The sequence below is a fragment of the Myxacorys almedinensis A genome (genome assembly GCF_010091945.1).
In the GTDB taxonomy this organism is placed as follows: domain Bacteria; phylum Cyanobacteriota; class Cyanobacteriia; order Leptolyngbyales; family Leptolyngbyaceae; genus Myxacorys; species Myxacorys almedinensis.
In genome coordinates this window covers 51,921-78,439 of record NZ_WVIE01000013.1, presented here as the reverse complement: position 1 = coordinate 78,439, position 26,519 = coordinate 51,921, and the positions used below count along the sequence as shown (strand labels likewise).

The following is a 26,519-nucleotide window of genomic DNA, read 5'->3' as shown; positions in this document are numbered from 1 at the left end:
CTTGGAGAACAATTGGGGAGTGTTTTTAAGCGTTTTCTAACAATTTCATCGCGCGATCGACGTTTTCTCTCACAGACTGAGCCGAGCGGTGGAGAGCAGCCCGTTCTGAGTCGGTTAGCTTCATCTCTAGAATGCTCTCAATTCCCTGGCAGCCAATCCGACACGGAACACCAATGAAAACATCCTCTAGCCCATATTCTCCTTGGAGATAGGCAGCAACCGGCAGCAACCGGGACTGATTGTGAAGAATAGCTTCTACCATGAGCGACGCAGACGATGCAGGTGCAAAAAAGGCGCTTCCGGTTTGCATCAGTTCGACAATTTCTGCACCTCCGTTACGAGTGCGCTGGATCAAGCGATCGCAGGTGGCTTGATCCATGAGTTCGGTGATGGGAATGCCGCTAACGGTAGAATAACGGGGCAAGGGAACCATCAGATCGCCGTGCCCCCCTAAAACAGTGGCGTGGATGTCTGAGGCGGAAATGTTCAGTTCCATGGCGATAAAGGTTTGAAATCGGGCAGAATCGAGAACGCCTGCCATGCCCATGATTTGATGGGTAGGAAGACCACTTGTTTTCCAGGCAAGGTAGGTCATCACATCCAACGGATTGGTCACAATGATAAAAACGGCATTGGGAGAGTGGGCGATCGCACCTTTTACGGTATCTCGAACAATTTTGGCGTTTGTTAATAGCAAGTCATCGCGGCTAATACCCGGTTTGCGAGGCACTCCGGCGGTAATCACCACAACGCTCGAATTAGCAGTGTCTGCGTAATCTGTGGTGCCAATAATCTCTCGATTGTGCCGTTCGACCCCTCGCGCTTCCATCAGATCCAGCGCTAGCCCTTGAGGACGACCGCTCAGCACATCGAGCAAGACAACATCGGCTAAATCTTTTTCGGCGAGGCGTTGAGCAAGAGAACTGCCAACATTGCCTGCACCAATCACTGACACTCGGACTTGAGTACAAGACGCCATAATATTGAGTGTGCAAAGCGGGAGCATTTTCGACTGCTCCTACCTCACGAAATTTAAGGGTTTAGCCAAAAAGTTTACCGTCTGACTGCGGGGGGCGAACGTTTCAACGGGGGTAATTTAACGATTGGTTGAACCTGTAAGCGATTGACAACATGATTGCCCCTAAGTGCGATCGCACGCTCCCTCAAGCATGTCCTCAACTGTTATTTAAAGGGTTCGAGTTGATCGAGTTTGAGCCAAATGTTGGGTGTAGGCACAATTCCAAACTTGACGAAGGCATAGTCGCCTTTGGTGTCGATCACTTCGCCTTGGGTCTCGAAAATGTAGGACGGAAACAGAGGATCGCTGGCTTTTGCTTCTAGACTATTTTCTAGCTTTTCTCGCACCACTCGCACCATATCGCCTTTTTTAACTGCCATAGCTACCTCATGCATCACGCGTTGTTACCTAGCATTTTAGGCGGTTAGCGTCTGCTAATGCAGTCGTTTTTGGGCAGATTCCATCAGCAGTTGTGCCTCAGCGTAAGTTGTTGTGCCTTGTTTTACTTTTTCAAGTTCCTGAATAATTTTCTGCAATCGACTGGAAATTTGAGCGCGATCGGTCGTAAACGGGTTCTCCATGCTTGTCATCAATTGCTGGGTTAGCTGTTGAGCCTGAGCGTAGGCATGAGCAGAGTCTGCTTCGGTTTGAAGTTGGATTTTGGCATTCGCTAATGCTTTTTTGTACGTCACCAATAATTTTTGAGCTTCAGGATAATCGGCATCGCGTTCAGAAATTTTGTCAAGCCGTGCGATCGCATCGTTCCACAACCCCTCAATCGCTCGAAGTTGATAGGCATCATGGGGCGGTTTTTGGTCGGGGTGCTGAGCAGCAGTTGCAAATTGCTTTGCTGCGCCAATCAGATTTGCTGAGAGGGTGTGGGCGGCTTCTGACCCGGTTATTTGCTCAAAGTCTCGCTTTGCCGCTACCAATTTTTTTTCAGCAATTCGACCTGCTAACGTTTGAGACGGAATGTGTTCGAGGCGATCGAGCGCGCCTTGCCACTCGGCACTGGCTTTGCGTTTCGCTGAGCCTTTCGCTGCCTGCATAGCTTGCATAGAGTCTGCTAAGACCTGATCTGCCTTAACTAACTTGGCATGAGCATTGTGTTCTTGAAACAGCTTTGCCTCCATGCGAGCCACCTCTTGGCGAGCCGTCTGAAATTCATCGTAGGTGAACCGCCAATAGCAGTTAGACCACTGACAATAGGCAGTGGGATAGCTTCCCAGAAACCAGACGGGCAAAGCATCTAAATGCTGTTGAGCCTCTTTCGCTTTGCTGCTGCCCACCTCCAAATCTTCAAACGCAGTGGATTGATTGACCAATTGATCGGCTTGCTCAACCAATGCGATCGCGCGGCGGTAGTGATAATCCATACTCATGTAGCTTGGGGTCAGGAGCACAGGAGCCGCTTGGGCAACCGGTAACCGAATCCAAGCAAAGGGTAAATTAGCGATGAAGACTCCACCCATCGCTGTGCCAAACGCCATCAATGCCAATCGTGCCTTAAACGGGATGCCAAACTTCATTCCTGTCCCACGCGGAGAAGGCGGACGATTGGCGATCGCGGCAGAGCGAAGCGCTTTGTCTTTGAAGTCAGGGAGTAGATCAACGATCGCCTCCTGAATGTCAGCATAAGAAAGAGGAATGCCCTCTTGAAGGGTCAACTTTTTCAAGCGTCGAAGTACCATTTCTCGCTGAACTTTCCATACCAAATCGCGCTCTCCATAGACCTGAACTTCGCTCTGAAGAATGTCAAAAGCTTCTTGATTTAGCCGTTTCATTGCCTGTATCGAGTAGACCTGTATGCGTTAGAATGCCCTTTTGGCAAGCACCATAGTTCAACAGTTTCCACAAAATTTAGGCAAAAAATAAACACCTGCTGACCTCAAAGATGAAACGCTCATCCCTATGGTCAGTAGGTGTTTGAAATTAAGACTCAAAACCTGCGCGACAGATTACGCAAGCATGAGCGATCGGAGTAAAAACTACTCGTTAAGAATTGCTGGTTTGAGCGGCTAAAAGCTGCTTCAGCTTCTCAAGATCTTGTGCCCAACGGGGATCAGGCTGCACCGAATCGGAATCGGGAGCACCACCAGAACGGCGAGACTTGTTGCCGCTATTAGTAGCAGCACCTGCACTCTTGCGCTTACCGCTAGGGGCTGCACCACTAGTAACCGCTGCGCTTCCAGCAGGAGAGCCGCCTTCAGCTTCACCTTTGGCACGGGGCAACGCCTTCTCAATTTTGATGGCGTTTTCCTTCACTGTCATGCCGTTATATTTCTCAATCACTTCATCGGCTTGCTCATCGCTCTTGACGGTGACAAACCCAAATCCGCGACATTTGCCCGTCTTGCGATCGGTAATAATCTTCGCGGTTACACCCTCACCGGCATCGGCAAATACTGTTTCTAATTCTTGTTTGCTGAGATCTTCAGGCAGATTGCCTACATATAAACGAACTGACATACGCAACACCTCCAGACATTGATCCTAATACACTGCGCCGACCCAATGAGCCGCGTTGGCTAATAACACTTCCTTGCTGTTGGCTGAGGATAGACTTGGTAGACCTCGTAATCACGAAATTCCTCCTCTCGCCAACCACAACAGCACACATAGTCGATTGAATAAATCGCTTGGTCACTATCTCCCAAAGATTTTGTCAGAAACCGGAAATAGTATCGAGCGAGACTACCTGAGTGTTTGGTCACTACTGGAGGATTGCCCTCTGCACTCCCATGCAGGTTGCGTCCCCAGGATATTCATGCCACTTCTAAAGGTATCATGCTCACCCACCCCGCAGTAGCTTTAGCATCGGATTTCCACCTCAAAGCAGAGTTTCTAACTCGGATTGCATCATGTGTGAATAAAGCAGCCTTGGGATAGATTTCAACTGTTACAGATAGTTAACCCACATGGTGCGATTGGGACAAGACACAACCCCACAGCATCCGCCGTTGCCAAATTCCGCAAGATTGCGATCGCAGAAAAGCCAGCCGCTAGAAAACGACTGGCTGATTTGCTGTGTTGGGAGAAGATTCTGATACCAAGTGTCTTGATATCGAGACCATGTAAGCGAATTAAATCGCAGAGGACTAACCTGAGCCATGTCCCAAAGTATCAGACTTCTGTAAAGAAATATTACGTTTTTATCAAAGAAAGCGCAACTATTCTTCACAAAGTTGTAACGATGGGTTGGGGCGATCTCAAGATTCTGACTACAAAATAATCAGAATGCCGAGCAGAGTTGCGATCGCAGCTAAAACCGCAGACCCCACCTGATGACCACTTCGACACTTCCGCCCCTTAGAGGTCTGGATCGTGTCTACATCAACCCAAGGCGTTGCACCCCGACGAAACCAACCAGTGATGACGACGGATTGCTGCACCAAATCTTGAGGACGAGTCGGCTGGGGAAATAGCGCTGCGATCGCGCCGAGTTGAGCCGTGTAGTGAAGCGGAATCAAACCCTGAGCGGTGTGTAACATTAAATCTTGACCGAGCCAATTTCCTGTTCCGGGGCGTCCGAGCAGGGTTCCTTCCCACTGGATAAAATAGCTATCTGTGGGAACCGCGTCGGGCAGCGCCATCAAATCTAATAAAGATGACGGTTTTGAGCTAGAGATCGATTGATTTTGAAGCCGTTGAAGGTCTGGAAAAAATGAGTTGAATCGTAGAATTGTGCCGATGCCAAACCCCATCAGAGCAAAGCCAAAGAACAGCGTGTAGTCTGTGGCTAGCCAGTTGAGGTGTTGATGCCCTAACCGATAGGTGGCATGGGCGATCAGCCAAAGCAGCAGTGCGATCGCAGACCCAATTGCGGCTCCGCCTAGGGGCGCACCTTGCAGCCAAACTCGCCGTTTTCCTGCCGAGCCACGTTTTCCGATCGATGCAGAAGCTAATTCAAGCTCGACTTCGGGTTCTAGCTGCCACAATCGAGCGTACTCCATCAACTGCCGCAAGCGCTCCCCCATCAGCGGATGAGAGTTGTTTAGCACCAACCAATGGCGATCAAGATTCATCTGATCCCAGCACAGCAACGACGCTCTAGACCATGGCGCTGGCACCCGTTGCGAACCCTGCTCCCAGAGATTGCCAACGTGCAAAGCCGTGCGATAGCCTACAGGAGCCAATAGTTCCAAGCCTTCGAGCCAGTAATTTGTTTTCTGCTCGTGGCGGATCGTCTGATGGGTAGCGATCGCGCTTTTCAGCAGTGCCCGCGCCAGTCCATTAGGGTTGCCCGTCAGAGTGCAGGCAGCGCGATCGCTGTAGCGAGTCCGTTCTTTAGAAAGCCACAATCCTGACCAGCGCAACCCTCGGAAAATGCCGTAGCTGAGGACAGATGCGATCGCGACGGTGGTTGCTGCGATCGTCAACGGCAGGGCGATCCACGGATACGTATTCCGGCGTGCGATCGCGCGATCGTGCATCCAATCGCTCAACCGTGCTGATTGCCAATACAGCATGTAGGGCAGCCCGATCGCAACCGCAACCAGCGACAAAAACGAGAAACTCCAGTTAGTTATATGGGCAAGTTCCCCGGCGTAAATTGCGGCGATTTCATCGTCTTCTAGCTGGTCGAGCAAGCCCTGGCTGACAACAATGCGCGCCAGTTTAGGATGACAACCGTAGGTAAACGCTAAAGGCGCTGAGGTCGGCAAAAGGCGCAGGTTTGGCAGGGGAATCTGCTGCTGTTGACACACGCGAGACAGTAATCGGTGAGCTTCAGCGCTGGATTGGGCTAGAGAAAATGTTGACAGCGATCGCATGCCGTAGAACGTGTGCAACAACGCTTCTAAAATCCACGGAGACGCGATGAACAGTCCCACGAGTCCCAAAGCCACCCACCCAAACGGCGCGCTGATCGACGGAATGAAAGCAGACCACTTAAGATATTTTGTGGCAAAGCGCAGCCAGAAGACTTGAACCGCACTGAGCGACGCAAACAAGCCGCAAATCAGGAACAGCAGAGCCGCGATCGTACCCATTTCTGCCCATTGCAACCGAGCAGGATTGAGCTTGCTCAGAGGCTGCCAGCGTTGGGCACGTCCAGCATTGCGCCAATCTGAGGCTGGAGGATCACTGGGCGAGGCGGCAAGGGAATGCTCCGATCGGCGGCGAGACGAAGAAGGGTTGAGATCGGCGGTGGCAGGGGAAAAATTGTCGGGAGGCATGACTAGGGGCGGTTCGGTGACAGAACCCGTTTCCGACAGACTAGACGATGGGGGGCAAGCCAGATCGGGAGACGATGGCGAAGAAAGGCGGAAGGAGCGACGGGGAGATGGGGAAACAGAGTCTAGAGGAGTAAACCCGGTTTCAGTGTCAGTGGTTTTGTCGATTGTTTTAGGGCTGAGGTCGTTCAGCATCTGGGCTGCCCAACTTTGCACCTTGCGGTTTTGGCTGTGACCTAGACGGTGGCACAGCGCGATCGCATCTTTCTGGCGATCGCAGCGAGCATACACCACCACTAGCCCCATCTGAGCTTTTATGGCATTGGGAGTGCCATCTGCAACATTAGAAGCTAAGTATTGCTCTAGGGCTGCGATCGCGGCTTGATCGTTCTTCTGCTTGATGGCGTTGAGACCTATCTCCAAAGCAGAGGCATCAAACGCCGGATCGGGAAACGCTGACATAGGTAATGTTAGACACAGCGCTTCCAGGATACCCGCGAAAGAATAGGTCGCTTGAATTTATCGTTGAAAGTTGCCGTTGCAAATGTTGTGCTCGTCCCTTATGAGCGACCCCGACGGAGGGCTTCTCGCTCGATCGCACTCATGGCTTCTCCGAGAGACTCTTTGAAAATGCCGTAGAAAATTCCTTTGGGCGTTGAGGCGTTGGGTTGGGCTTCGACCACTTGAGTAATGAGAACCTGAGTCGGCTTTGCGCCTGCGTAGGGTGCGATCGCTTCAATTTTCCAGTACCCTTGCAGGCTTTGAAGATCGCCCTCGACTTGGCGGAAGTCAATCCGGCTCTTTGCCTTCTCGGTAATGGCAGACCGGATGCGAGAGGTGACGCTCAGGAAAAACACCTGGCGAGTATCCACCTGCTCTACAACTTTCTGGTTTCCGTTTGCCGATAAAATTTTGCTCGATGTGACGTTCGGCATGAATTTAGAAAGGTTGCCGTAGTCAGTCAGCACCGACCAGGCAATATCAGATGAGGTCGGAATCAGCACCCTTGCCGTATATCGACCCTTCTCACCCGTCACCAACGGCTGCCCACTCCTCAGCGTTACTCGTTGCTCTGGGGGGAGTTGATCGATGGCGCTGTTAAATAGCTGTGCAGCCGCAGGAGACCGAGATGGGAACGTTGCGATCGGCTCTGCCAAACCCCACGCCATTACACTCAACCAAACGACTAAAAATTGAGATTGGAAGCGTTGCATTTTCATATCCTGCACAGATAGCAATCTAGTAACCGTTTTGTATCATACGGTGTTCGGTCAACCCGCTTGGGAATCGTTGCACGTTAGAAGTTGCGAAAAATGTAACCAAAAACACGATCGCAATGATTCAATGGCACAGTAATGACATCCAACCTTATCCAAACCCTGTGAGGACTCTAAAGATGATGAGCTTAACCCAATCAAAACGATGGAATCGATTCAAAGCCCTACCCCTGATGCTTGGAATAGTCGGAGCCACCATTGTGACTCCTGCGTTAGTTAGTCCTGCGATCGCGCAAGAAAAAATGCTGAAAACACTAACCGTAACAGGACGAGGATTTGAAGAGATTCAAACCACGTTGACTCAGGTGCGTTTGGGGGTCGAGGCTCAAGGAAAAACAGCCAATGCAGTGCAGCAAGAAGTGTCGCGGCGATCAAATTCGGTCGTGTCGTTGCTGCGATCGCGCAAGGTAGACAAACTCGAAACCACCGGAATTAATCTCAATCCCGTCTACAGCTATGCCAACAACACCCAAACGCTGACGGGCTATTCCGCCTCCAACATCGTCAGTTTTCGAGTGCCTACAGAAAGCGCAGGAACGCTGTTAGATGATGCCGTCAAAGCAGGAGCCAGCCGCATCGATGGCGTCAGTTTTGTAGCGACCGATGCTGCGATCGCAACCGCTCAAAAACAAGCCCTCCGCAACGCCATTCAAGAGGCTCAAGCACAAGCCGACACTGTGTTTGGTGCGCTTAATTTAACCCAAAAAGAGATTGTTAGCGTCCAAATCAACGGGGCTACACCCCCCGCCCCGATTGTGATCCAGGCAGAACGGTTCGCGAAACAAAGCGCGGCAGATGCTCCCACCCCCGTGATTGGCGGTGAACAACGAGTGGAAGGCTCTGTCACATTACAATTTAGCTACTAAAAATTAAGCTAAGACTGTCAGTAGACGTAAGTTCGACAGAGGTGCTTGGCTGCGATCGCAGATCCGGGAAGCCCCGAACTACGAAGCAGATAATCTACATCGAACTTACGTTCAATAAAGTCAGATCGAAGGAGTCGGTCTGTCAACCGGGTAGCAGATGCGATGGGTAAATGACTGATGCGAAGGGGACTTCTTGCCTCAGCGCGATCGCGCATCTGCTCCACTCGCTACTAAAATCTTGTGCTTAAAAATCGTCTTCATACCCAGGCGTATCCGACCCACCCGACGATCCACCCTCAGAATCTCGTTTCGATCCCAACAATTGCAGCCGCTCAACCACCACGATCGGCGATGTCCGATTTGCCCCCGTATTGCGATCGACCCATGCATCAAACTTGAGCGATCCCTTCACCCCAATCAAACTTCCCTTGCGAACATAATTCGCCGCTACGTCTGCCTGCTTGCCCCACAGTTCAAGATTAAACCAGTCAGGCTGATCACTGTTGCGCGTTTGGCGATTAACAGCCAGCGTCAGCCGACACTTGACACTACCCGACTCAAAATATTTTACATCTGGGTCGCCACCAACCCGTCCGACTAATGTCACAACATTTAGGCTCATAGTAGTTCACTAGTACTTTTTACCTGCTTCTATTTTAATCAATTCAACAGAAGCCTGGGAACTAAGGGTATCCCAATTTAGCGTGCTTATAAAATTTTCTGCGGCTCACCCTTGGCTTGTTGAAATGATGAGCGCAGGGGCAAATGGATACACTTCCCCATCTACCCTCTCCCCCATCCACCCCTCCACTTAAAGTTGATAACCTACTAGACTGTGTATCCAAACTATAATAAAATCCACTATCGATTAGCGCCAGTGCTAAAAGCTGCACTTCCGTCCGAGCAAATCCGTAGCATTTTTAAGAGGCATAGAAACTAGTGGGTCTTTTTAGTGGCTTCTCCCGCTTTTCCATCTCGCGAGACATGGGTATCGATCTCGGTACAGCAAACACATTGGTCTACGTATCGGGTAAAGGCATCGTGTTGCAAGAACCGTCCGTAGTTGCCATGGATTCTAATGAAAAAATTCCGTTGGCCGTTGGGGAAGACGCAAAAAGAATGCTAGGACGAACTCCTGGCAATGTTATTGCCTTGCGTCCCCTGCGGGATGGCGTCATTGCAGATTTTGATACGGCTGAGCTAATGCTGAAGCATTTTATCCAGCGCGTCCATGAAGGAAAGGCTCTGGTATCACCCCGGATCGTCATCGGCATTCCGAGCGGTGTCACCGGGGTAGAGCGGCGGGCCGTTATGGAAGCGGCATCGCAGGCAGGGGCGCGTGAAGTGTACCTGATTGACGAACCTGTAGCAGCCGCGATCGGGGCAGGGCTACCCGTGGCAGAACCGACCGGAAACATGATCATTGACATCGGCGGTGGCACCACCGAAGTTGCCGTCCTCAGTTTGCAGGGCACGGTGATTAGTGAATCGGTTCGAGTGGCAGGAGACGAACTCAGCGACGCGATCGTGCAATACATGAAGAAAGTCCATAACCTGGTGATCGGGGAACGGACGGCAGAAGAAATCAAAATTCAAGTCGGCTCAGCCTATCCAGGGCAATATGATGATGATTCACTTATGGAAGTGCGAGGGCTACACCTCCTCTCTGGCTTACCGCGAACCGTCACGATCAAAAGTCCTGAGATCCGGGAAAGCATGTCAGAACCGTTGTCTGTAATTATCGACGCAGTAAAACGAACCTTAGAGCGCACCCCCCCAGAACTCGCGGCAGACATTATCGATCGCGGAATCATGCTGGCAGGGGGCGGCGCACTGCTCAAAGGTATTGACACCCTCATCAGCCACGAGACGGGAATTGTGGTTCACGTGGCGGCTGATCCACTGAGTTGTGTTGTGTTGGGCACAGGGCGCGTTTTAGAAAACTTTAAGCAGTTGGAGCGGGTTTTTAGCACCCGTCCGCCGCGATAAAAAACTGCCACACTTTCCCGATCTCTAGGCTGGAACTGAGGAAATTGTGTTATCTCTCTGACGTTTCAGAGCTATACTTTTGTGGAAGTTAACCAGCCAAAGAACGAGAAATTTGCATGTTTGCACTGCGTCGCTGGTGGGATCGGTATGGCATCCAAATCACCTTAACGAGCCTTGCTGTTGGAACGGCACTGTTGATTCGGCAGACCCAGGGAGGGGTGCTGCTGGAAACCTATCAATGGCTGACCCGCCCTTTTCAATCGAAACCTAATCCTCAAGCTCAGGTTGCCAATGCCCAGATGCTGGAATTGCAGCAGCGACTGATTGAGCTTGAGAGCAAAAATCAGCGCTTGGAAGAACTTCTGGGGTTTGTCCAGGTGAAAAAAGGGAAAGGCATTACGGCTCCGGTGATTGGGCGGAGTGCCGATCACTGGTGGCAGCAACTGAGCTTAGGGCGCGGCAGGCGAGATGGCGTTGAGAAGGAGAGTGTTGTGCTTAGCCCAGGCGGGGTTGTGGGGCGCGTAACGGCTGTGACGGCTCACACAAGCCGTGTTTTGCTGTTGAGCGATCCGACAAGCCGGGTGGGGGTGACAATCAGCCGCAGCCGCACCATGGGGTCGATGCGGGGAAATTCGGGAAATCGGGGGATTTTAGAATTTTACGAGAAAAATCCGGATGTGCGGCGGGGCGATGTAGTCACCAGTTCTGCGCTCAGTGGTCGATTTCCATCGGGGCTACCGATCGGGCGGATCGAATCGGTAGATACGACGAAAAGCCCGGCACCAGAGGCGATCGTGGAACTGTCAGCGCCGGTCAGCTATTTAGAATGGGCAGTGATTTATCCAAAATCGCCGGAGGTGGCAGAGCCGTTGGCTCCTGCTTCTGGCAGTGCCCCATCTCCTGTTCCTTCTCCTAATGTTTTAGATGAATCTTCTCCCTCGACCCCATGATTCAGCCGTTGGATAATTTTATCACTCAGTATCCTGCTCTTCGCCCTTACGTCAACTGGGGCGTCACGGTGGGATCGGTGCTGTTGTGTTTGCTGATTTTGCCGACGCGCTTACCGGGCATGGAGTTGGCGGGCATTAGCCCCAATTGGCTGCTGATTTGGGTGGTGGCGTGGAGCATAAAGCGGACAGTCTGGCAGGGTGCGATCGCAGGGGTTGTTCTCGGTTTTTTGCAAGATGCGATGACGGCTCCGTTTCCAACTCATGCCCTCAGCTTGGCGATCGTGGGCGCACTCACGGCTCGCCTCCAAAAGCAACGCTATGTGCAAGAAGATTTTATTTCGGTGGCGCTGATCGTGTTTGGCATGGCAGTGGTGGCAGAGACGGTAACCGCACTGCAATTTAGTTTTCAGGGTGGGCGATCGCTGCTAGAAATTTGGACGTATCACCAATTTGTGGCGCTCAGTTCAGCGATTCTTAGCAGTTTGTGGGCACCCGTTGTCTATTTCCCGCTCAACCACTGGTGGGAATCGATAGAGCAGTCAGAACCGATGGGATGACTGGCACGGTTGGCAGACGTGATCTCAACCCGTAGCGACTAACTCTTTGGGAGGCTGAGGAAACAGCGCTACTGCCCCTTGCAAGTGTTTTTCCAAGGTTGATAGCGGCAGCGCGCCTTGCAGATGGCTCCACGGCAAGATCTGCTCTAGCGACCAGTTTTGGTGCACATAAAACTCTAAGTCGGGGATCTGTCCGCGCAGTTCTTTGAAAGCGCGGCGATAGCTACCGAGCGAATCTCCGTAGTGACGAGTTAATTCGAGCAAGGTTGAGAGCCGCCGATCGCCGCGAGACAGCAATGCCTGAATAACCGACCAGTTATAGCTTTCAGGACGGAAATCAATGCCTTGCGATCGCAAGTTTTTTTGCAAAAACTGGAGCCGTTTTTCGGCGTGTGGGTTGACGCCAAACCATTGAAACGGCGTGTGGGCTTTCGGAACAAAGGTGCTGCATCCCAGGGTGAGCCGTAACCCAGGCGCGGCTTTCTTCAACTCTCGCATCATCTGGACGGTGCGATCGAGATCGCCTGATTCTTCCCCCGGAAGCCCAACCATTCCATACAGTTTGACGCTGCTCAACCCCCCTGCTTTCGCATTGATTCCGGCTTGGATAATTTCGTCGGTTGTGAGCTTTTTATTAATAATTTGGCGTAAGCGATCGCTGCCGCTTTCTACGGCGATCGTGATCGATTTTGAGTCGTGTTTGACGAGCGTTTTCGCTAATTTTTCCGTCACGGTGTTGGTGCGAACTGAGGCAAGACTGATACGCACATCGTCGTATTTTGGGGCGTTGAGATAATCTAACAGCGTTTCAAATTCGGGATGTTGAGTCACGGATGCGCCGAGGAGTCCGAGCCGATTGGTGACTTCTAATCCTCGTGCGATCGCGGGCATGAGCGAGTCTTCAACATCGGCAATCCGAAACGGCAAGGTGAGATAGCTGGCAAGGCAGAAGCGGCACATTTCAGGGCAACTGCGGACAACTTCCACCATGAAGATGTTTTCCCACGCGGCTTTTTCCGTCACAACTGTAGAAGTCGATAAGGTGTTGCCGCGATAGGTTTGCTTTTCGACTGTTGCGGGGATCGTACTGTCGATTGGCTTAATGGCTGCGATCGCGCCCTCTGCACTTTCGTACGTCACGTCATACAAACTCGGAACGTAAATGCCTGAAACTTGGGCGAGATGGCGGAGTTGGGTGTCGCGATCAGCATGGCGAACTTCCTGGTAAGCATTGATGAAAGCATTGAGTAAAATTTCTCCATCGCCTAGCAGAAATACATCAAAAAAGTCTGCGTACGGTTCGGGATTGGCAGTGAGAACCGGACCACCCCCAAATACGAGGGGATGATCGGACGTGCGATTCTGGCTCCGAATCGGAACGCCTAACGACTCCAAAAGTCCTAAAATATTGACGTAATCCAGTTCCCACGACATCGAGAAGCCAAGAATTTCAGGGTGTGAGGGTAGCGACTCATGACCATCTGTAAACAAGCGGCTGACTTCTAAATCGGGGCGCGATGCCAACGTTGCCCAAACGACCTGAAAGCCCAAGCTCGTGATCCCAACGGTGTATTCGTTAGGAAATGCGAAGATAAGCGGAATCGCATCTGCTTGAGAAGTCGCAGGTGTAAACAATAACCGTTCATCAGAGAGAGGAAGTGAAGTCACCAATTGCGTCAATAAAAGAATGATCTGAGGAATAGTTAAGGCAATGAGCCAAGCTATCTCCTTTCAGCCTAGCACTTCAGTTAATGGCTTGCCTGTTGATCCGCTTTAATCAGCAATTTCATTAGTCCTGGTTCTCTTAACCTACTGGAATACTCTAATTGACGGTCTTCAAGAAGTTTTCTAAGCTGATGTATCGTCATGCCCTCGTATGGGTTCTTGATTGATGTTGCCGTTCTCCGGCGTGAAGAAGTAGCTTGCTTGAGGTCTGCGATCGCGCGATTCATCGTCTCAGAATGCTGACTAATCTTCTCAAGCAACTGCTCTAGTCCTTGTACCAAAGTACTCATCTGCTTAATCACATCAGGTGTTGGTGAAGGTGTCTCCAAACCACCAAGCTGCTGCTTTAATAACTTTGGAAGCTGTTGTTCAATCGCCTCGGATATTTGTTGACTAATCTTTTTCTCAAGAGAATTCTCGTGGCGCTGAAACAAAGTACTCATCTGCTTAATCACATCAGGTGTTGGTGAAGGTGTCTCCAAACCGCCAAGCAGCAATTCCATTTCTGATTGAGTTACAGCAGCCTGTTCATCATCGAGATCAAAGACCCAAACCCAAAGTCTTTCGATATCGAGTTCCTTCGCAACAAGACACCAATCCGCGCCATAAATGACTTCATATTCTTCATCGGCGTAAGCTTCAGTGCGACGCACAATCAGCGGAATCAAATTGCTGCCCTCTTGAACAAAGCTATCCCTAAGAATCTGCTGTCGTTCAGGTGAAATATCTTTTAATTCTAGATTTGGAACTGCAATCAATTCTGTTTCTAATTGACCATGATGAAGAGGTTTAGGACGTAATCGATCAAGAATTTGCTTCTGACGCTTCGAGAAATCCATATTACTTACCTTGTTCCACAAGTTTGATTAGATGTCGAGCCATTTCTGAATAACAATTAAACGCTTCTTGAGCACTTTCTTTATCAGATCGAGTCAGCAAACTATCAAATTCTGCTTCGCAAATCGGGTACCCTTTTTCTGGCGTAGAAGATACGATCTTAAGCTGCGGAACCCATGTTGATTCAGGGAATAAACTGATGTTTTCTCCACCCGGAACATTCTTCAAGATATTTTGAATTCTTCCAGTCATCTCCTGTTTCAAAACAGTCGCTCTTTTGTCATACATGCTAACAGCAACTCCTAAAATAGGAAGTGGCTCATCTCTAGATTGTTCTACCGCTTGCGCTCGATTGATCACATACTCTAATGCTCGGATTGGATAGGGTGAAAGCTGCGTTGGGATCAAAATTCCTGATGCTGCCATCAGAGAAATAGTGTTGACTTTACCAAAAGAGGGCGGCGGATCAATCAAGATAAAATCGTAGTCATTCTTGTAATTCTTTAGCTTTCTAATTAACACGCGATCGACATCTACCGTTTGGATCAACGTGCTTTCCATCTCGCTCAAGCGAATGTGGGAAGGAACAATGTCAAGACTAATATCTTTCCACTGCTTATGAATAATCGTGCTAGGCAAAAGTGTCTTTGTCTCGGTCAGCAGGTGAGTAACATCTTTTTTTCCCTGTTCTTCAATATCTGCTAATGGATCAATTCCTAATCCAGTCGTCAAATTTGCCTGTGCATCAACATCAATTAGAAGAACGCGCTTTCCTAATTTGATAAGGGCAGCCGCAAGATTGATCGTTGTTGTCGTCTTACCAACGCCACCTTTGTTGTTGAAAACCGTGATGATCATACCGTTTCTCGCTTTAATTTTTTCACCTGTATCTTCGCCAGCTTCGATGAGAGATGGTTGAATAGTATTTCCTCTATCGCCGGTTTTCTTTTTTCTGAACAGTCGTTCAAGCATGTCTTGATTTGCAACATCATTTGCAATCTGAGTAGCGAAATTGAAATGCACTTGCTGCTGGCTGTGATGAATGTCATCTATAAACTTCAGACAAGCTTCTCTACTGCACAGCTTATAGAATAGTTGAAAGTTCTCGATTAGGGTCTTTTGAGAGTAGGTCGCGATCGCATAAATCTCTCCATCATAGTGACACACTAATTGAAACTGATACCCGTTCGTCAGCAATCCCAAAGCCGCTCCGGTCTCGCGCAGGTAACTATTCAACTGCCAAAGATTTCTAGAGAGATTTTTTTTAGGCGCTTTCGCCTCAATCACTAGATATGGCAATGGTTGCAGCATAGAGCTATGTGATTGGCGCTGCCAAGTTCCAAAGGAGCGCACCAAGAAATCTAGCTTAACTTTGCCAACCGTCACCTGCGTTTTCCAATCTATTGCGTGATATCCGAGAAGGCGCAGAAGCGGGATGATAACTTGGTGTTCGACCTCGGACTCACTGCTGTTCAGGGTAATCGAGTCTAAAAACTTAAATCGAGCAGAATTTACTGAGACTGGCATAGCGGGCAAAACGGGAGTGTATTAGAGATGCATTGAGTGAGACCGAGGTCATCGAAAAGCGCCATTTTAAAGGAATGATTTAGAGCGATACCAAGCGCAACACTCTTGTAATTGTCTTGCTTAATTGCCGTTAAAGGTTCAGTGGTTCTACGGGAGAGGGAGGATTGTTCGGAAAAGCTTTAATCTTACGGAGGAAGCTTTATCGGGTGCTCACAGAAGCCGCCGCGATCGCTCAGCAGATTTGACTAAGCATCTACGATCCGTAGCTAAAGATTGAGAGAAATGTAGAGAGATAGACTTCTTCCTCAAGCCATAGTTTGCTTATGCTACAAAGAATTTTAATTGAATTAACCGACTTCTACCCGCAAGCTATAAATTGAGCGACAAATTACTATATGATGTGCCAGATACAGTCTCGTTCGGACAGCACTACTACTGAGGAGGCGCGATGCATGGCTCACATCATTGCAACTGCAAATATGAAAGGCGGTGTTGGCAAAACAACGCTAACGGTCAATCTTGCGGCTTGCCTTGCAAAGCACCACCAAAAGCGGGTTCTCATCGTTGATTTAGATACGCAAATCAGTGCCACCCTGAGTCTCATGACACCCGCTGATTTTGCCAAACTTCGCGGCGATAAGCGCACACTCAGAAATTTAGTCAAACGAGCAATCTTATCAGACAAAGATCTGCCAAATGTGGTGCCAGAAGCTATTCGTGCCTATGTTTCTAATGTAAAAGGCTTGGATTTGTTGCCCGGAGATATTGAACTATACGACGAATTTTTAGTCTCTGACATGTTGCATCGAACTGCCGTTCAGACTGGAGCCGCAGATTTTGAGCAGGTATGGAATGATTTTGAGAAAAATCTCATTCGCAAGATTTTACAACCGATCGCAAAAGACTACGATTTGATCATTTTAGATTGTGCTCCTGGTTACAATCTTCTGACCCGAAGCGGATTGTTAGCCAGCAATTTCTATTTTATTCCGGCGCGCCCAGAGCCACTATCGCTAATTGGAATTCAGCTTTTAGAGCGACGAATTTCAAAGCTGAAAGAACTGCACCGCACCGAAGCAGGACTGCTAGATATTGAGCTTCTGGGCATCGCGTTTACGTTATCTGGCAACCTATTTTCAAGCCGCTATCATGGGCAGGTTATGAAGCGGCTCAACGAAGATTTTAGCGAGGCAAAGCTGTTTAAGACGCGCATTCCGGTTGATGTAAATGTATCAAAAGCGGTCGATGCATTTACGCCAGTAGTGCTGAGCAATCCTGGCACAGCAGGAGCAAAAGCCTTTAATCTTCTGTCACAGGAATTTCTTCAGAAGCTCTCTGCTGCAACAAAAGTTGAGCGACCCGAAAATAAATATGCATTTACTGCATTAGATGATTAGCAAACCACAAGCAGCCTAACGATTTTTTGACTCTATACTCTGAAAGAGGGATACTCTTTCTGAAGACAGCCTGATCAATTTTACGCTTGACAAGTCATACTCATTCCGAGTACGCTTTACAAGAAGAAACATTCAGTTAGTAGGAGACGCATTCATGCTTGCCAATCGAGAAGGGCAAAAAGTTCCCGATGTTACCTTTCGCGTCCGTGAAAATAACCAATGGGTTGACATTACCACTAGCGATGTTTTTGCAGGTAAAACTGTAGTAGCTTTTGCATTGCCTGGAGCATTCACGCCGACGTGTTCCTCAACCCACGTACCTGGATACAATGAGCTTGCAAAATTATTTAAAAGCAACGGTGTAGATGACATCGTTTGCATTTCTGTTAACGATACCTTTGTCATGAATGAATGGGCAAAAGACCAGGGCGCTGACCACCTCCGACTGCTGCCCGATGGCAACGGCGACTTTTCTGAAGGCATGGGAATGCTGGTAGATAAAACAGATTTGGGATTTGGTAAGCGATCGTGGCGTTATTCGATGCTGGTCAAAGATGGCACGATTGAAAAGATGTTTATCGAACCGGAAGAACCCGGCGATCCTTTCAAGGTTTCTGATGCAGATACCATGTTGAACTACATCAACGCAAAAGCAGAAAAACCTAAAACGGTGTCGCTTTTCACGAAAGTGGGCTGTCCATTCTGCGCGAAGGCAAAGCAACTGCTGAGCGAGCATGGGCTTGACTACGAAGAAATCGTGCTAGGTCGAGATGTGACGCTGCGATCGCTAAGAGCAATGTCGGGTGCAACAACGGTTCCGCAAGTCTTTATTGATGGCAGATTAATTGGTGGCTCAGAGGATCTATCCTCTTACTTAGGAGCCGCATAATTTGCAATTTGCAACTCGCAATCGGGTCATTCTGATTGCGAGTTGTAGATTCGTCTCTACAATGGAGAAATTGCGCTAAACACGAGCTTTGGTAATGGACAAGGTATTAAATACTGAGCGATCAGTCGAGCTTGCACGTCTCATCAAAAGCAAGGCAAAAGCCAGTTTTGAGAATGCAGCAAAAGCGATCGCACTGGTTGAAGGAGCACACTACGTTCAGGGCTTTCTAGTGTTTGCAGGCGCACCTCACAAGCCAATCGAGCACAGTTGGTTAGAACTCAGTTCTTCCCAAGACGAGCAGCCAAACACCTACATCATTGATCCGAGTTTTCCTCACTTCAACCGCAAGCCAGAAGAGCTTTACTATTTTTCGGCGCAGCACCTCACTGCCAAGAGACTGAAAGCAGCGATCGAGGAAGCAAGAGAAGATTATCCTGAAGATGATCCGCTGCCGATCTATGGCTCAATGCCTTATGAATACTATGGTGATCTGATGCTGGGCGGCAAAGAGTATCTCGAAGCTTTTGAAGCCGCGCAAGAAATGTGCAGAGCACTAAATCGACCTAAAAGCAACGGTAAACCGTAGGCAAGAATCTGATTCACTAGCAAAATAAGGCGTGAAATAGCGCTCCGGCTGCAAAAAACCGGAGATATTGTCTTGCTGAGAAGGCTAATCAACAATTTCCAGACATGTTATCGGATTTAGTAATAATATATTTCATTAAAACTGCCTATGCTCCTATAGCGAAAGTATTTAATGAATTTCTTGAAATGCCTGAAAACCCTGTAGTACCGCTGATCAAGCTACTTTCTTTATGCCTCTTTTTCAGAAATCTAGTCAATAACTTACTGAGAATATATCCTAAGAAAGATTCAACGAGTCTTGGAGGTGTGCGACTTTAATTTTGTCCACAAAATTGGAGGAACCAGACAGATGGTTGCAACATTGGAAGATACCAAGCGGAGTGCGATCGCACAAGAAATCGCAGACCTTAAAGCACTCCAAGAATTGTTGATTACGACAGAGCAAAAGTTTATGCCTGCTGTGGGTACAGATTCGGAAATTCACAAGCGCTTTAACGATTTTTTAAGTGATGATCAAAAAAATCTTGCAGTCATTGATCAAGTCCTGAGGCAATTTGGTGGTGCGGCTCAATCTAGAGACACGATTCAGCAGTACACCGATCAGGTAAACCGTTTGATGGACGGAACCGAATTGACTCTATATCAGAAAGTATCTGCTCATGAGCGAATTAAGCATCAAGCCGTGATGACGGGTTTGATTGTTCATAAAGCTGCTCAAGTGGTGGGCGAGGATGTCAAGGAGGCGATCGGGCCTTTAAATCAAGTGAACTTTGATAACCGTGCCCATCAGGAGCAATTGAAAGGAGTCATGGAAGTTTTGGGAACTCGTGAACTAACAGGCAAAGATCCTGACCAAGGAGTTTGGGCAAAAACACAGGATGCTGTTGCCGCACTGAGAGGTGTTTTTGAGGGACTAACCAAGTAACTCTGCATCCAATTCTAAGAGCAGAAAGGGCATCTAGCGTTCATCAAAGCATTCAGCAAATCATTTACCTTACTCATTACCTCTACAAACAAGGAGTTTTCTATGTCAGTTGATATGACCCCCAGCGATAATCTAAATGATGAAATCGTTTACGTGTTGCTCAACAAAATCAAACATAGTGGCGAACATAGTAACGAAGAGCAATCGGATGTTAGTTTTTCTGCTGAAGACTTTGACGGTAAACAAGTCAGCCGCGACGAGCTAAGTACACAACTAAATCATCTAATTCAGTCCAATTACATAATGGGAGAGATTGAGTCTGGTTCAACGCAAGATCAATCGGCTCATTCTCCTTTAATGACTGTCAAAAACGCACAGATTACAACAGACGGTCGAGCGATGCTAAAAGCCAAATACTACAAAGTTGATCAAACTTAGATTGCTGATAGTACAACGCTAGAGGAGTGAAGAAATAGAGATTGCTTCCTCACCTCTTGACTTCTTCACCCTCTCATTTCGTCACTCAACACCTGCTCGACTAATTTCTAGCAAAATCAAGCAGGCAAAAATTATGCCACCAAGCCTCCTGATTAAAAGGTAAGATTTGTTCTATAAAATAAACATTCCGGCTCATTTTAAAGATCTCATATTTGATTATTGTTGTCCTTAAAGAAACTAAGTGCAATCGTAGATAGGGTTCGATCGCATAGCACCTCATTTTCCTTGCAGCAGTTAAGTTTGGCAACATCTATCGCTGACAGTTTCGGCGATCGCGCAAGCGATTCATGTAGTATTTTTTACATTTTAGACCAGTATTTATAACGGTCTTCCAAATTATTTTACTTTCTGTTTGCTTTATTATTGACCCAGTGTGAACCCGGTCGAGATATTTGTGCGATGAGCAACCAATCAGTTGTCATTGCACGTAGAAGACAAATACAGGTACAACTTTATTTCGTCAGGGAGTTATTGCCATGATTATGGGTGAATCTGTCTCTAGTTCGTCATCTAATTCGAGTCTTACCACTGACATCGCTCAAGCGCAGACCACTACAGTATTAGACACAACGGTTCCCAATCCGCTTACCCCGCCTCCAGTCGGTTCTAGTAGTTCGGCTCTTCCTGCCGCTCCTCAAGATCAGGTGTTTGACCTGCGATCGTTTGCCGGAAAACTAGTCCGAGGACTCTTCAATACCGTCAGCATCACCGCAGATTACGACAACACTGTTGGGGTATACCGCATCGAAGATGACCAAGGCACCGTGATCGATCCAACCAATGGTAGGTCTTATGCTCCAGGGTCAGAGGGATATAGTTTGGCAGCCGTGCGGCGATCGCAGGCAGACGGCATCACCTTTAGTGCAAGAGCCGGGGATGTTCCCGTAGAACTGCAAGGAGGAGCCGTCTATGCGCCTTATCTCGTTGCCAACAACACCGTCGAAAGCGTCTTGCAAGGAACTGGCGCAAACGTTTACTTCAACTTTACGGCAGCTAACGCAGACGGATTTGATCATTTCCGCACAACTGAAGATGGCAAAATTGCCGTAGAAGATTTGTTCAACGGAGGCGATCAAGACTTTAACGACGCGATCGTAAGTGCCACGTTCGAGGCTCCGACCATTGATCTGCCAACTGCACCCGAAGATCAAGTGCTTGATTTGCGCTCTCAAGGCGGCAAGGCAGTCAGACTGTTGATCAACAGCCAAAGCATCACTGCCGACTACGAAAATACGGTGGGTTTATATCGCATTGAAGATGCCCTCGGCACTGTCATCGATCCCAGCACTGGAACCTCCTACAAGCCCGGAGATGACGGTTATGGTCTCGCGATCGTGCGGCGATCGCAGGCAGATGGCGTCACCTTCAGCGCCAGAGCCGGAGATGTCGATGCCACCCTCGATGGGGGAAATGTCTACGCAACTTATCTGATTGCCGATGCAACGGTCGATGATGTGACGAGCGGCAGGGGTGCAAACGTGTACTCCAACTTTGTTGCCGCTAATGCTGACGGGTTTGATCACTTCATCGGGTCAGGCACAACCGCCGCAGGCAGCACAGGATTTAGCATTGAAGATCTGTTTGGTGGGGGCGATCTCGACTTTAATGATGCGATCGTAACCATCACGTTTGAATCTGCTGAACCTGCTTAATTCAAAGACGCGTCTGAGCCGGATTGATCAGCATGGGGAACCTCGTTCAACCGCCCTGATCAATCCGGCTTCGTAGCCTGTGCCAACGGTCATAACCGTAGCCAAACGCGATCTTGATTCAAAAAGCGGGTAGCGAGAATCGAACTCGCAACTAATGCTTGGGAAGCATTCATTTTGCCACTAAACTATACCCGCACGTGAGCAAAATTATAGCGGCTTTTTGCCGAAGAATGCAGGGATTTTTAAATCGATCGTCAAACTCCTGTCGGTTGTGACCCACAGTTGAGCAAAGGTTTCTGTAAATCTGGGGAAAAATAAGTCAAACTGCCTGCACTGCACCCGCGATCGCGACCCAAGAGCGCCCCCATGTTTAACGCAACCGAACTTCTAATTAATGACTTTGTTGGCAAACTCAAAGAAGGCTATCACCGCACCTACGGCGGCTGGAAGTCTGACTATGAAGACATTATTGGCTGGGTTGGATCAATGGCAATGGAGAATATTGCCAACAGCGATGCGCTCTATCACAATGTCGAGCACTCTATTTTAGTCACGCTGGTTGGGCAAGAAATTCTCCGAGGACGGCACATTCGCGAGGGCGGCGTCTCGTGCGAAGATTGGCTTCACTTTGTGATTGCGCTGGTCTGCCATGATATTGGCTACGTCAAAGGCGTTTGTCGCCAAGACCAGAGAGGCATGTACGCCACTGGATGGGGAGACAAGAGGGTGCCGCTGCCTCCCGGATCGTCGGATGCAGCCTTGACGCCCTATCATGTCGATCGCGCTAAGCTGTTTGTCGATGAGCGCTTTGGGGGACACAAGCTGATTGACGCCGAAGTTGTGAAATACAATATTGAACTGACACGATTTCCAGTTCCGGCAGCAGAAGATCACCAAGACACAACCCATTATCCTGGTCTCATCCGGGCATCTGATTTGATTGGGCAACTCAGCGATCCTCGGTATCTCAAGAAGATTAGTGCGCTCTACTACGAATTTGAAGAAACCGGTGTGAACAAAGCGTTGGGCTACCGCCACCCCGGAGATTTACGCAAAAACTATCCCAAGTTTTACTGGCACGGTGTTTATCCATATATTAAAGACGCCTTATACTACCTATCGCTAACGCAGCAAGGAAAACAAATCGTTGCCAACCTCTACTCCAACGTTTTTGTAGTTGAACACGAACGAGCAGAAGATTAAGGGGGGAGGGGGATAGTCTGGTAATTGGGTCATCGACTCATGCACCCATCTACCCATCGACTTAACGTTGACAATCTACTAGTCCTACTTAATCCACATTCCTCAGAAGGCAAAAGCGATAGGATGTAAAGGCAAATTTAGCGTTCGATCCTCGGTTAGGCTTTCTATGGATCGTTTTTTCTCTCCGATTCAACAGTTTTTAATTACTTGGCTGCTGATTCTTGTCACAGGGTGGCTGACGCTGAATGCACTGACCTATTTTGGAGAATTGCTCAGTGTTTTGGTAACGGCAGCGCTGGTAGCTTTTGTGCTGAATTATCCGGTTGTGCGAGTGCAGCAGATTCTTCCAAGACCGGTGGCGGCGGCGATCGTTTATCTTTTCGCTGCCATCGTGCTGGTTGTTGCAGCCCTGACGATCGCACCGCCTATTATTCGGCAGGCACAACAACTCACGACTAATTTACCCAACTTAATTGGGTCGGGGCAACAGCAGTTAAATGATCTTCAGGCATGGAGTGATACGTGGCGATTGGGCATCGATCTGACGTTTCTTAAACAGCAGCTTTCGGCGCAAGTTCAGGGACAGGTCAATGCGATCGCGTCTACTGGAATTGGGTTAGTCGTCGGGACGTTCAACTGGGTTCTAGACCTCATCTTGATTTTGGTAATTTCGTTCTATTTCTTGCTCGATGGCGGCAAGCTCTGGAATAGTCTGACGGGTATTTTTTCTGACCCAATTCGAGACAGCCTCACAACCTCGCTCCGAGACAGCCTGCAACGGTTTGCCTCTGGGCAGTTGTTGTTGGGGTTGTTCATGGCAACGACGCTATCTGTGGCGTTTTGGTGGCTGCGAGTCCCCTTCTTTCTTGTGTTTGCGGTGTTTATCGGTGTGCTAGAGGTGATCCCGTTTATTGGTGCCGCTTTGGGGATTGCCACCGTATGTGTGGTGGTCGCCTTTATCGATTGGTGGCTGGCAGTTCAGGTGTTGGGCGCTGCGATCGCACTCCAACAAATCAAAGATAATCTCATCGCCCCTCGAATTTTGGGCAACCTGACTGGCTTAAGCCCCGTCATCATTTTGGCGTCGTTGCTTTTTGGGGCAAGGGTTGCTGGGTTGCTCGGCGTTATTTTGGCAATTCCCCTAACAAGTGTTATAAGAACCATACTAGATATAATTCTCAACCCTAGTCTTCCGCCTCAATCCGGCTCGATCTTCTCAGACGTTGTAGAAAATAGTATCCTTGAACCCATGCTCTCTGTCGAACCAGACGACGATGAAGCCCAAAAAATCACGGTCGTCGGTCAAGAACGCTAATCATCCCACACCCCCCTACCGTCTATGAACTGGTGGCAGAAACTCAAGAGAAATCCCTTAGCCCGTTATGGTGCACTGCTCCTGCTAGTGTTTTATGTTGCGGTGATAGGGGCTGAGTTTGTCGCGCCCTACGATCCCTACGTCTCGCAAATTGATGGGGCGCTCTTACCTCCGACAGAGGTGTATTGGGCAAATCAGAATGGCGAGTTCATCGGCCCCCATGTGTATCCCACGATTCAAGGACCGATCGACATAGAGACGGGGGAACGAAATCTCATTGTCGATCGCTCTGCGCCCTCTCCGATTCGGCTGTTTGTGCCAGGCGATCCTTACCGGCTTTTTCAGCTACGGCTACCGCTTCCGACTCAGTTTTCCCTCAGCGACCCAAGGTTTGAGGAGATAGAGATCTTTCCTGGCATTCCTGGCAATCTGCATTTGTTTGGCACAATTGGCTCTGCAAGGTGGAACGTTTTAGGAACCGATGAACAGGCCCGCGATCAGTTTAGCCGCTTGTTGTTTGGGGGCAGAATCAGTCTTAGCATTGGTTTAGTAGGAATCGCCCTATCGTTTCCGTTGGGAATGCTAGTCGGCGGAATTTCGGGCTACTTTGGCGGGTGGCTAGATGCAGGGCTGATGCGATTTGTTGAAGTGCTCATGACGATTCCCGATATTTATTTGCTGGTTGCTTTAGCAGCCGTGCTACCACCCGGATTATCCAGCGCACAGCGCTTTCTGCTGATCATTTTGATCACGTCGTTCATCAGTTGGGCGAGTTTGGCGCGGGTGATTCGGGGGCAGGTGCTCTCGATTAAAGAGCAAGAGTTTGTGCAAGCCTCGCGGGCGATGGGGGGAAAGCCCCTGTACATTATTGTGCGCCACGTGTTGCCTCAAACAGCGACTTACGTGATCATCTCAGCCACTCTGAGAATACCGGGGTTTATCGTGGCAGAATCGGTGTTGAGCCTGATTGGGCTGGGCATTCAACAACCTGATCCGTCGTGGGGCAACATGCTATCTCTAGCAACGAATGCCTCGATTTTGGTGCTGCAACCGTGGCTGATTTGGCCGCCTGCCTTGCTGATCGTTTTAACGGTGTTGGCGTTTAACCTTTTGGGCGATGGGTTGCGAGATGCGCTCGATCCTCGCAGCTTACAGCAACGGTAACGTTATGCGTGATCTTTACCCTGCGATCGCACCCTACCAAACCGGGATGCTGCCGGTCTCAGACCTCCACACCATCTATTACGAACAATCGGGCAATCCCAACGGCAAGCCGGTTGTTTTCTTGCACGGCGGTCCCGGTGGTGGAACAATTCCAGCCTATCGACAGTATTTTGATCCCCATCAGTGGCGCATTGTTTTGTTTGATCAGCGAGGTGCTGGCAACAGCACGCCCCATGCCGAATTGCGAGAGAACACAACGTGGGATTTGGTGAGCGATATTGAAAAACTGCGATCGCACCTCGGCATCGATCGATGGGTTGTCTTTGGCGGCAGTTGGGGCAGTACGTTGGCGTTGGCGTATGCTCAAACGCACTGCGATCGCTGCTTGGGCTTAATCTTGCGCGGCATCTTTCTGCTGCGACGTAAAGAAATTCTCTGGTTTTACCAAGAAGGCGCAAGTTGGATCTTCCCAGATGCCTGGGAGGCTTATCTTGCGCCAATTCCGGCAGATGAACAAACCGATCTGGTTTCGGCTTACTACAAACGGCTAACCAGCGACGATGCAAAAATTCGTCAACAAGCCGCAAAAGCTTGGTCAGTCTGGGAAGCGAGTACGAGCCGGTTGCGAGTCGATCCCACGTTGCAACAGCACTTTGAAGCAGATGAGTTTGCCGAAGCCTTTGCGCGGATTGAGTGCCACTACTTTATGAATTGCGGCTTTTTTGAGGTTGACGATCACCTGTTGAGAAGGTGCGATCGCATCCGCCACCTGCCCATCGTCATCGTTCAAGGACGCTATGATGTGGTCTGCCCCATGGCGTCTGCTTGGGACTTGCACAAAGCACTACCCGATGCAGAGTTCATCGTGGTTCCAGATGCCGGCCATTCCATGATGGAGGCAGGAATTCTCAGCGCGTTGGTTGATGCAACGGATCAATTTTCCACCATCTCTTAACCCGGCAGCCCTCAAG

General features: G+C 49.2%; 25 protein-coding genes and 1 tRNA gene. 14 read left to right on the top strand and 12 right to left on the bottom strand.

Features of this window, described 5'->3' with window-relative positions; translation table 11 throughout:
• Window positions 1-25 precede the first annotated feature (25 nt).
• The 7 genes from mdh to GS601_RS12630 form a co-directional block, all read right to left on the bottom strand.
• Entirely contained in the window at window positions 26-979 is a 954-nt protein-coding gene (gene mdh / locus GS601_RS12660) for a malate dehydrogenase (protein WP_202925059.1), read from the bottom strand.
• A 203-nt stretch (window positions 980-1,182) separates the two neighbouring features.
• Window positions 1,183-1,398, bottom strand: a complete 216-nt coding sequence (ndhO, locus tag GS601_RS12655) for an NAD(P)H-quinone oxidoreductase subunit O (RefSeq protein ID WP_162423649.1) — start codon at window positions 1,396-1,398, stop codon at window positions 1,183-1,185.
• Window positions 1,399-1,452: 54 nt separating this feature from the next.
• Window positions 1,453-2,802 carry a hypothetical protein gene (locus tag GS601_RS12650; protein ID WP_162423648.1) on the bottom strand — a complete coding sequence of 450 codons (1,350 nt, stop codon included), beginning with the start codon at window positions 2,800-2,802 and terminating at the stop codon, window positions 1,453-1,455.
• Between the two features lie 211 nt (window positions 2,803-3,013).
• Window positions 3,014-3,487 (bottom strand): RNA recognition motif domain-containing protein, encoded by a 474-nt coding sequence (locus GS601_RS12645; RefSeq protein WP_162423647.1) that lies wholly within the window; start codon window positions 3,485-3,487, stop codon window positions 3,014-3,016.
• 430 nt (window positions 3,488-3,917) lie between these two features.
• Window positions 3,918-4,130, bottom strand: coding sequence for a hypothetical protein (locus GS601_RS12640; protein WP_162423646.1), 213 nt, complete (start codon window positions 4,128-4,130; stop codon window positions 3,918-3,920).
• A gap of 109 nt (window positions 4,131-4,239) precedes the next feature.
• Window positions 4,240-6,654: a M48 family metalloprotease gene (locus GS601_RS12635; RefSeq protein ID WP_162423645.1), complete on the bottom strand. Its 2,415-nt coding sequence runs from the start codon at window positions 6,652-6,654 to the stop codon at window positions 4,240-4,242.
• A 98-nt stretch (window positions 6,655-6,752) separates the two neighbouring features.
• Window positions 6,753-7,406, bottom strand: coding sequence for an SRPBCC family protein (locus tag GS601_RS12630; protein ID WP_202925058.1), 654 nt, complete (start codon window positions 7,404-7,406; stop codon window positions 6,753-6,755).
• Window positions 7,407-7,588: 182 nt separating this feature from the next.
• On the opposite strand from GS601_RS12630, the gene GS601_RS12625 reads away from it, so the two are divergent.
• Entirely contained in the window at window positions 7,589-8,335 is a 747-nt protein-coding gene (locus GS601_RS12625) for an SIMPL domain-containing protein (RefSeq protein WP_162423644.1), read from the top strand.
• 244 nt (window positions 8,336-8,579) lie between these two features.
• Here GS601_RS12625 and GS601_RS12620 read toward each other — a convergent pair whose 3' ends face one another.
• Complete coding sequence (locus tag GS601_RS12620) at window positions 8,580-8,957, bottom strand: single-stranded DNA-binding protein (protein ID WP_162423643.1); 378 nt, start codon at window positions 8,955-8,957, stop codon at window positions 8,580-8,582.
• Between the two features lie 362 nt (window positions 8,958-9,319).
• Here GS601_RS12620 and GS601_RS12615 point away from each other — a divergent pair, with 362 nt between their 5' ends.
• From GS601_RS12615 to mreD, 3 genes are all read left to right on the top strand, one after another.
• Window positions 9,320-10,324 carry a rod shape-determining protein gene (locus GS601_RS12615; RefSeq protein WP_162423642.1) on the top strand — a complete coding sequence of 335 codons (1,005 nt, stop codon included), beginning with the start codon at window positions 9,320-9,322 and terminating at the stop codon, window positions 10,322-10,324.
• A 116-nt stretch (window positions 10,325-10,440) separates the two neighbouring features.
• The gene (gene mreC / locus GS601_RS12610; protein ID WP_162423641.1) at window positions 10,441-11,274 is read left to right on the top strand and encodes a rod shape-determining protein MreC; all 834 of its coding nucleotides are present in this window, start codon (window positions 10,441-10,443) and stop codon (window positions 11,272-11,274) included.
• Complete coding sequence (gene mreD, locus GS601_RS12605; protein WP_162423640.1) at window positions 11,271-11,831, top strand: rod shape-determining protein MreD; 561 nt, start codon at window positions 11,271-11,273, stop codon at window positions 11,829-11,831. The genes mreC and mreD overlap by 4 nt, the downstream gene beginning before the upstream one ends.
• A gap of 24 nt (window positions 11,832-11,855) precedes the next feature.
• Here mreD and GS601_RS12600 read toward each other — a convergent pair whose 3' ends face one another.
• The 3 genes from GS601_RS12600 to GS601_RS23235 form a co-directional block, all read right to left on the bottom strand.
• On the bottom strand, window positions 11,856-13,499 hold the full coding sequence (locus GS601_RS12600; protein ID WP_162423639.1) for a radical SAM protein: 1,644 nt from the start codon (window positions 13,497-13,499) through the stop codon (window positions 11,856-11,858).
• A gap of 80 nt (window positions 13,500-13,579) precedes the next feature.
• Window positions 13,580-14,395, bottom strand: a complete 816-nt coding sequence (locus tag GS601_RS12595; RefSeq protein ID WP_162423638.1) for a ParB N-terminal domain-containing protein — start codon at window positions 14,393-14,395, stop codon at window positions 13,580-13,582.
• Window position 14,396: 1 nt separating this feature from the next.
• Window positions 14,397-15,365 carry a ParA family protein gene (locus GS601_RS23235; protein WP_238393243.1) on the bottom strand — a complete coding sequence of 323 codons (969 nt, stop codon included), beginning with the start codon at window positions 15,363-15,365 and terminating at the stop codon, window positions 14,397-14,399.
• A 1,007-nt stretch (window positions 15,366-16,372) separates the two neighbouring features.
• Here GS601_RS23235 and GS601_RS12585 point away from each other — a divergent pair.
• From GS601_RS12585 to GS601_RS12560, 6 genes are all read left to right on the top strand, one after another.
• A complete protein-coding gene (locus tag GS601_RS12585) occupies window positions 16,373-17,317 on the top strand; it encodes a ParA family protein (protein ID WP_162423636.1) in 945 nt (314 codons plus the stop codon).
• Window positions 17,318-17,471: 154 nt separating this feature from the next.
• Entirely contained in the window at window positions 17,472-18,206 is a 735-nt protein-coding gene (locus tag GS601_RS12580) for a glutathione peroxidase (protein ID WP_162423635.1), read from the top strand.
• 94 nt (window positions 18,207-18,300) lie between these two features.
• Window positions 18,301-18,792: a hypothetical protein gene (locus GS601_RS12575; protein ID WP_162423634.1), complete on the top strand. Its 492-nt coding sequence runs from the start codon at window positions 18,301-18,303 to the stop codon at window positions 18,790-18,792.
• 348 nt (window positions 18,793-19,140) lie between these two features.
• Window positions 19,141-19,716 carry a hemerythrin HHE cation-binding protein gene (locus tag GS601_RS12570; protein WP_162423633.1) on the top strand — a complete coding sequence of 192 codons (576 nt, stop codon included), beginning with the start codon at window positions 19,141-19,143 and terminating at the stop codon, window positions 19,714-19,716.
• Between the two features lie 102 nt (window positions 19,717-19,818).
• Window positions 19,819-20,154, top strand: a complete 336-nt coding sequence (locus GS601_RS12565) for a hypothetical protein (protein ID WP_162423632.1) — start codon at window positions 19,819-19,821, stop codon at window positions 20,152-20,154.
• A 536-nt stretch (window positions 20,155-20,690) separates the two neighbouring features.
• On the top strand, window positions 20,691-21,866 hold the full coding sequence (locus GS601_RS12560) for a DUF4114 domain-containing protein (protein WP_162423631.1): 1,176 nt from the start codon (window positions 20,691-20,693) through the stop codon (window positions 21,864-21,866).
• A gap of 124 nt (window positions 21,867-21,990) precedes the next feature.
• Here GS601_RS12560 and GS601_RS12555 read toward each other — a convergent pair.
• Window positions 21,991-22,061 (bottom strand) — tRNA-Gly (locus GS601_RS12555).
• 171 nt (window positions 22,062-22,232) lie between these two features.
• Here GS601_RS12555 and GS601_RS12550 point away from each other — a divergent pair.
• The 4 genes from GS601_RS12550 to pip all read left to right on the top strand — a co-directional run bounded on the left by GS601_RS12550 (window position 22,233) and on the right by pip (window position 26,503).
• Window positions 22,233-23,069: an Npun_R2479 family HD domain-containing metalloprotein gene (locus GS601_RS12550; protein ID WP_162423630.1), complete on the top strand. Its 837-nt coding sequence runs from the start codon at window positions 22,233-22,235 to the stop codon at window positions 23,067-23,069.
• A 166-nt stretch (window positions 23,070-23,235) separates the two neighbouring features.
• The gene (locus tag GS601_RS12545) at window positions 23,236-24,384 is read left to right on the top strand and encodes an AI-2E family transporter (RefSeq protein WP_162423629.1); all 1,149 of its coding nucleotides are present in this window, start codon (window positions 23,236-23,238) and stop codon (window positions 24,382-24,384) included.
• A 24-nt stretch (window positions 24,385-24,408) separates the two neighbouring features.
• On the top strand, window positions 24,409-25,548 hold the full coding sequence (locus GS601_RS12540) for an ABC transporter permease (RefSeq protein ID WP_162423628.1): 1,140 nt from the start codon (window positions 24,409-24,411) through the stop codon (window positions 25,546-25,548).
• A 4-nt stretch (window positions 25,549-25,552) separates the two neighbouring features.
• A complete protein-coding gene (gene pip / locus GS601_RS12535) occupies window positions 25,553-26,503 on the top strand; it encodes a prolyl aminopeptidase (protein WP_162423627.1) in 951 nt (316 codons plus the stop codon).
• Window positions 26,504-26,519: the final 16 nt, after the last annotated feature.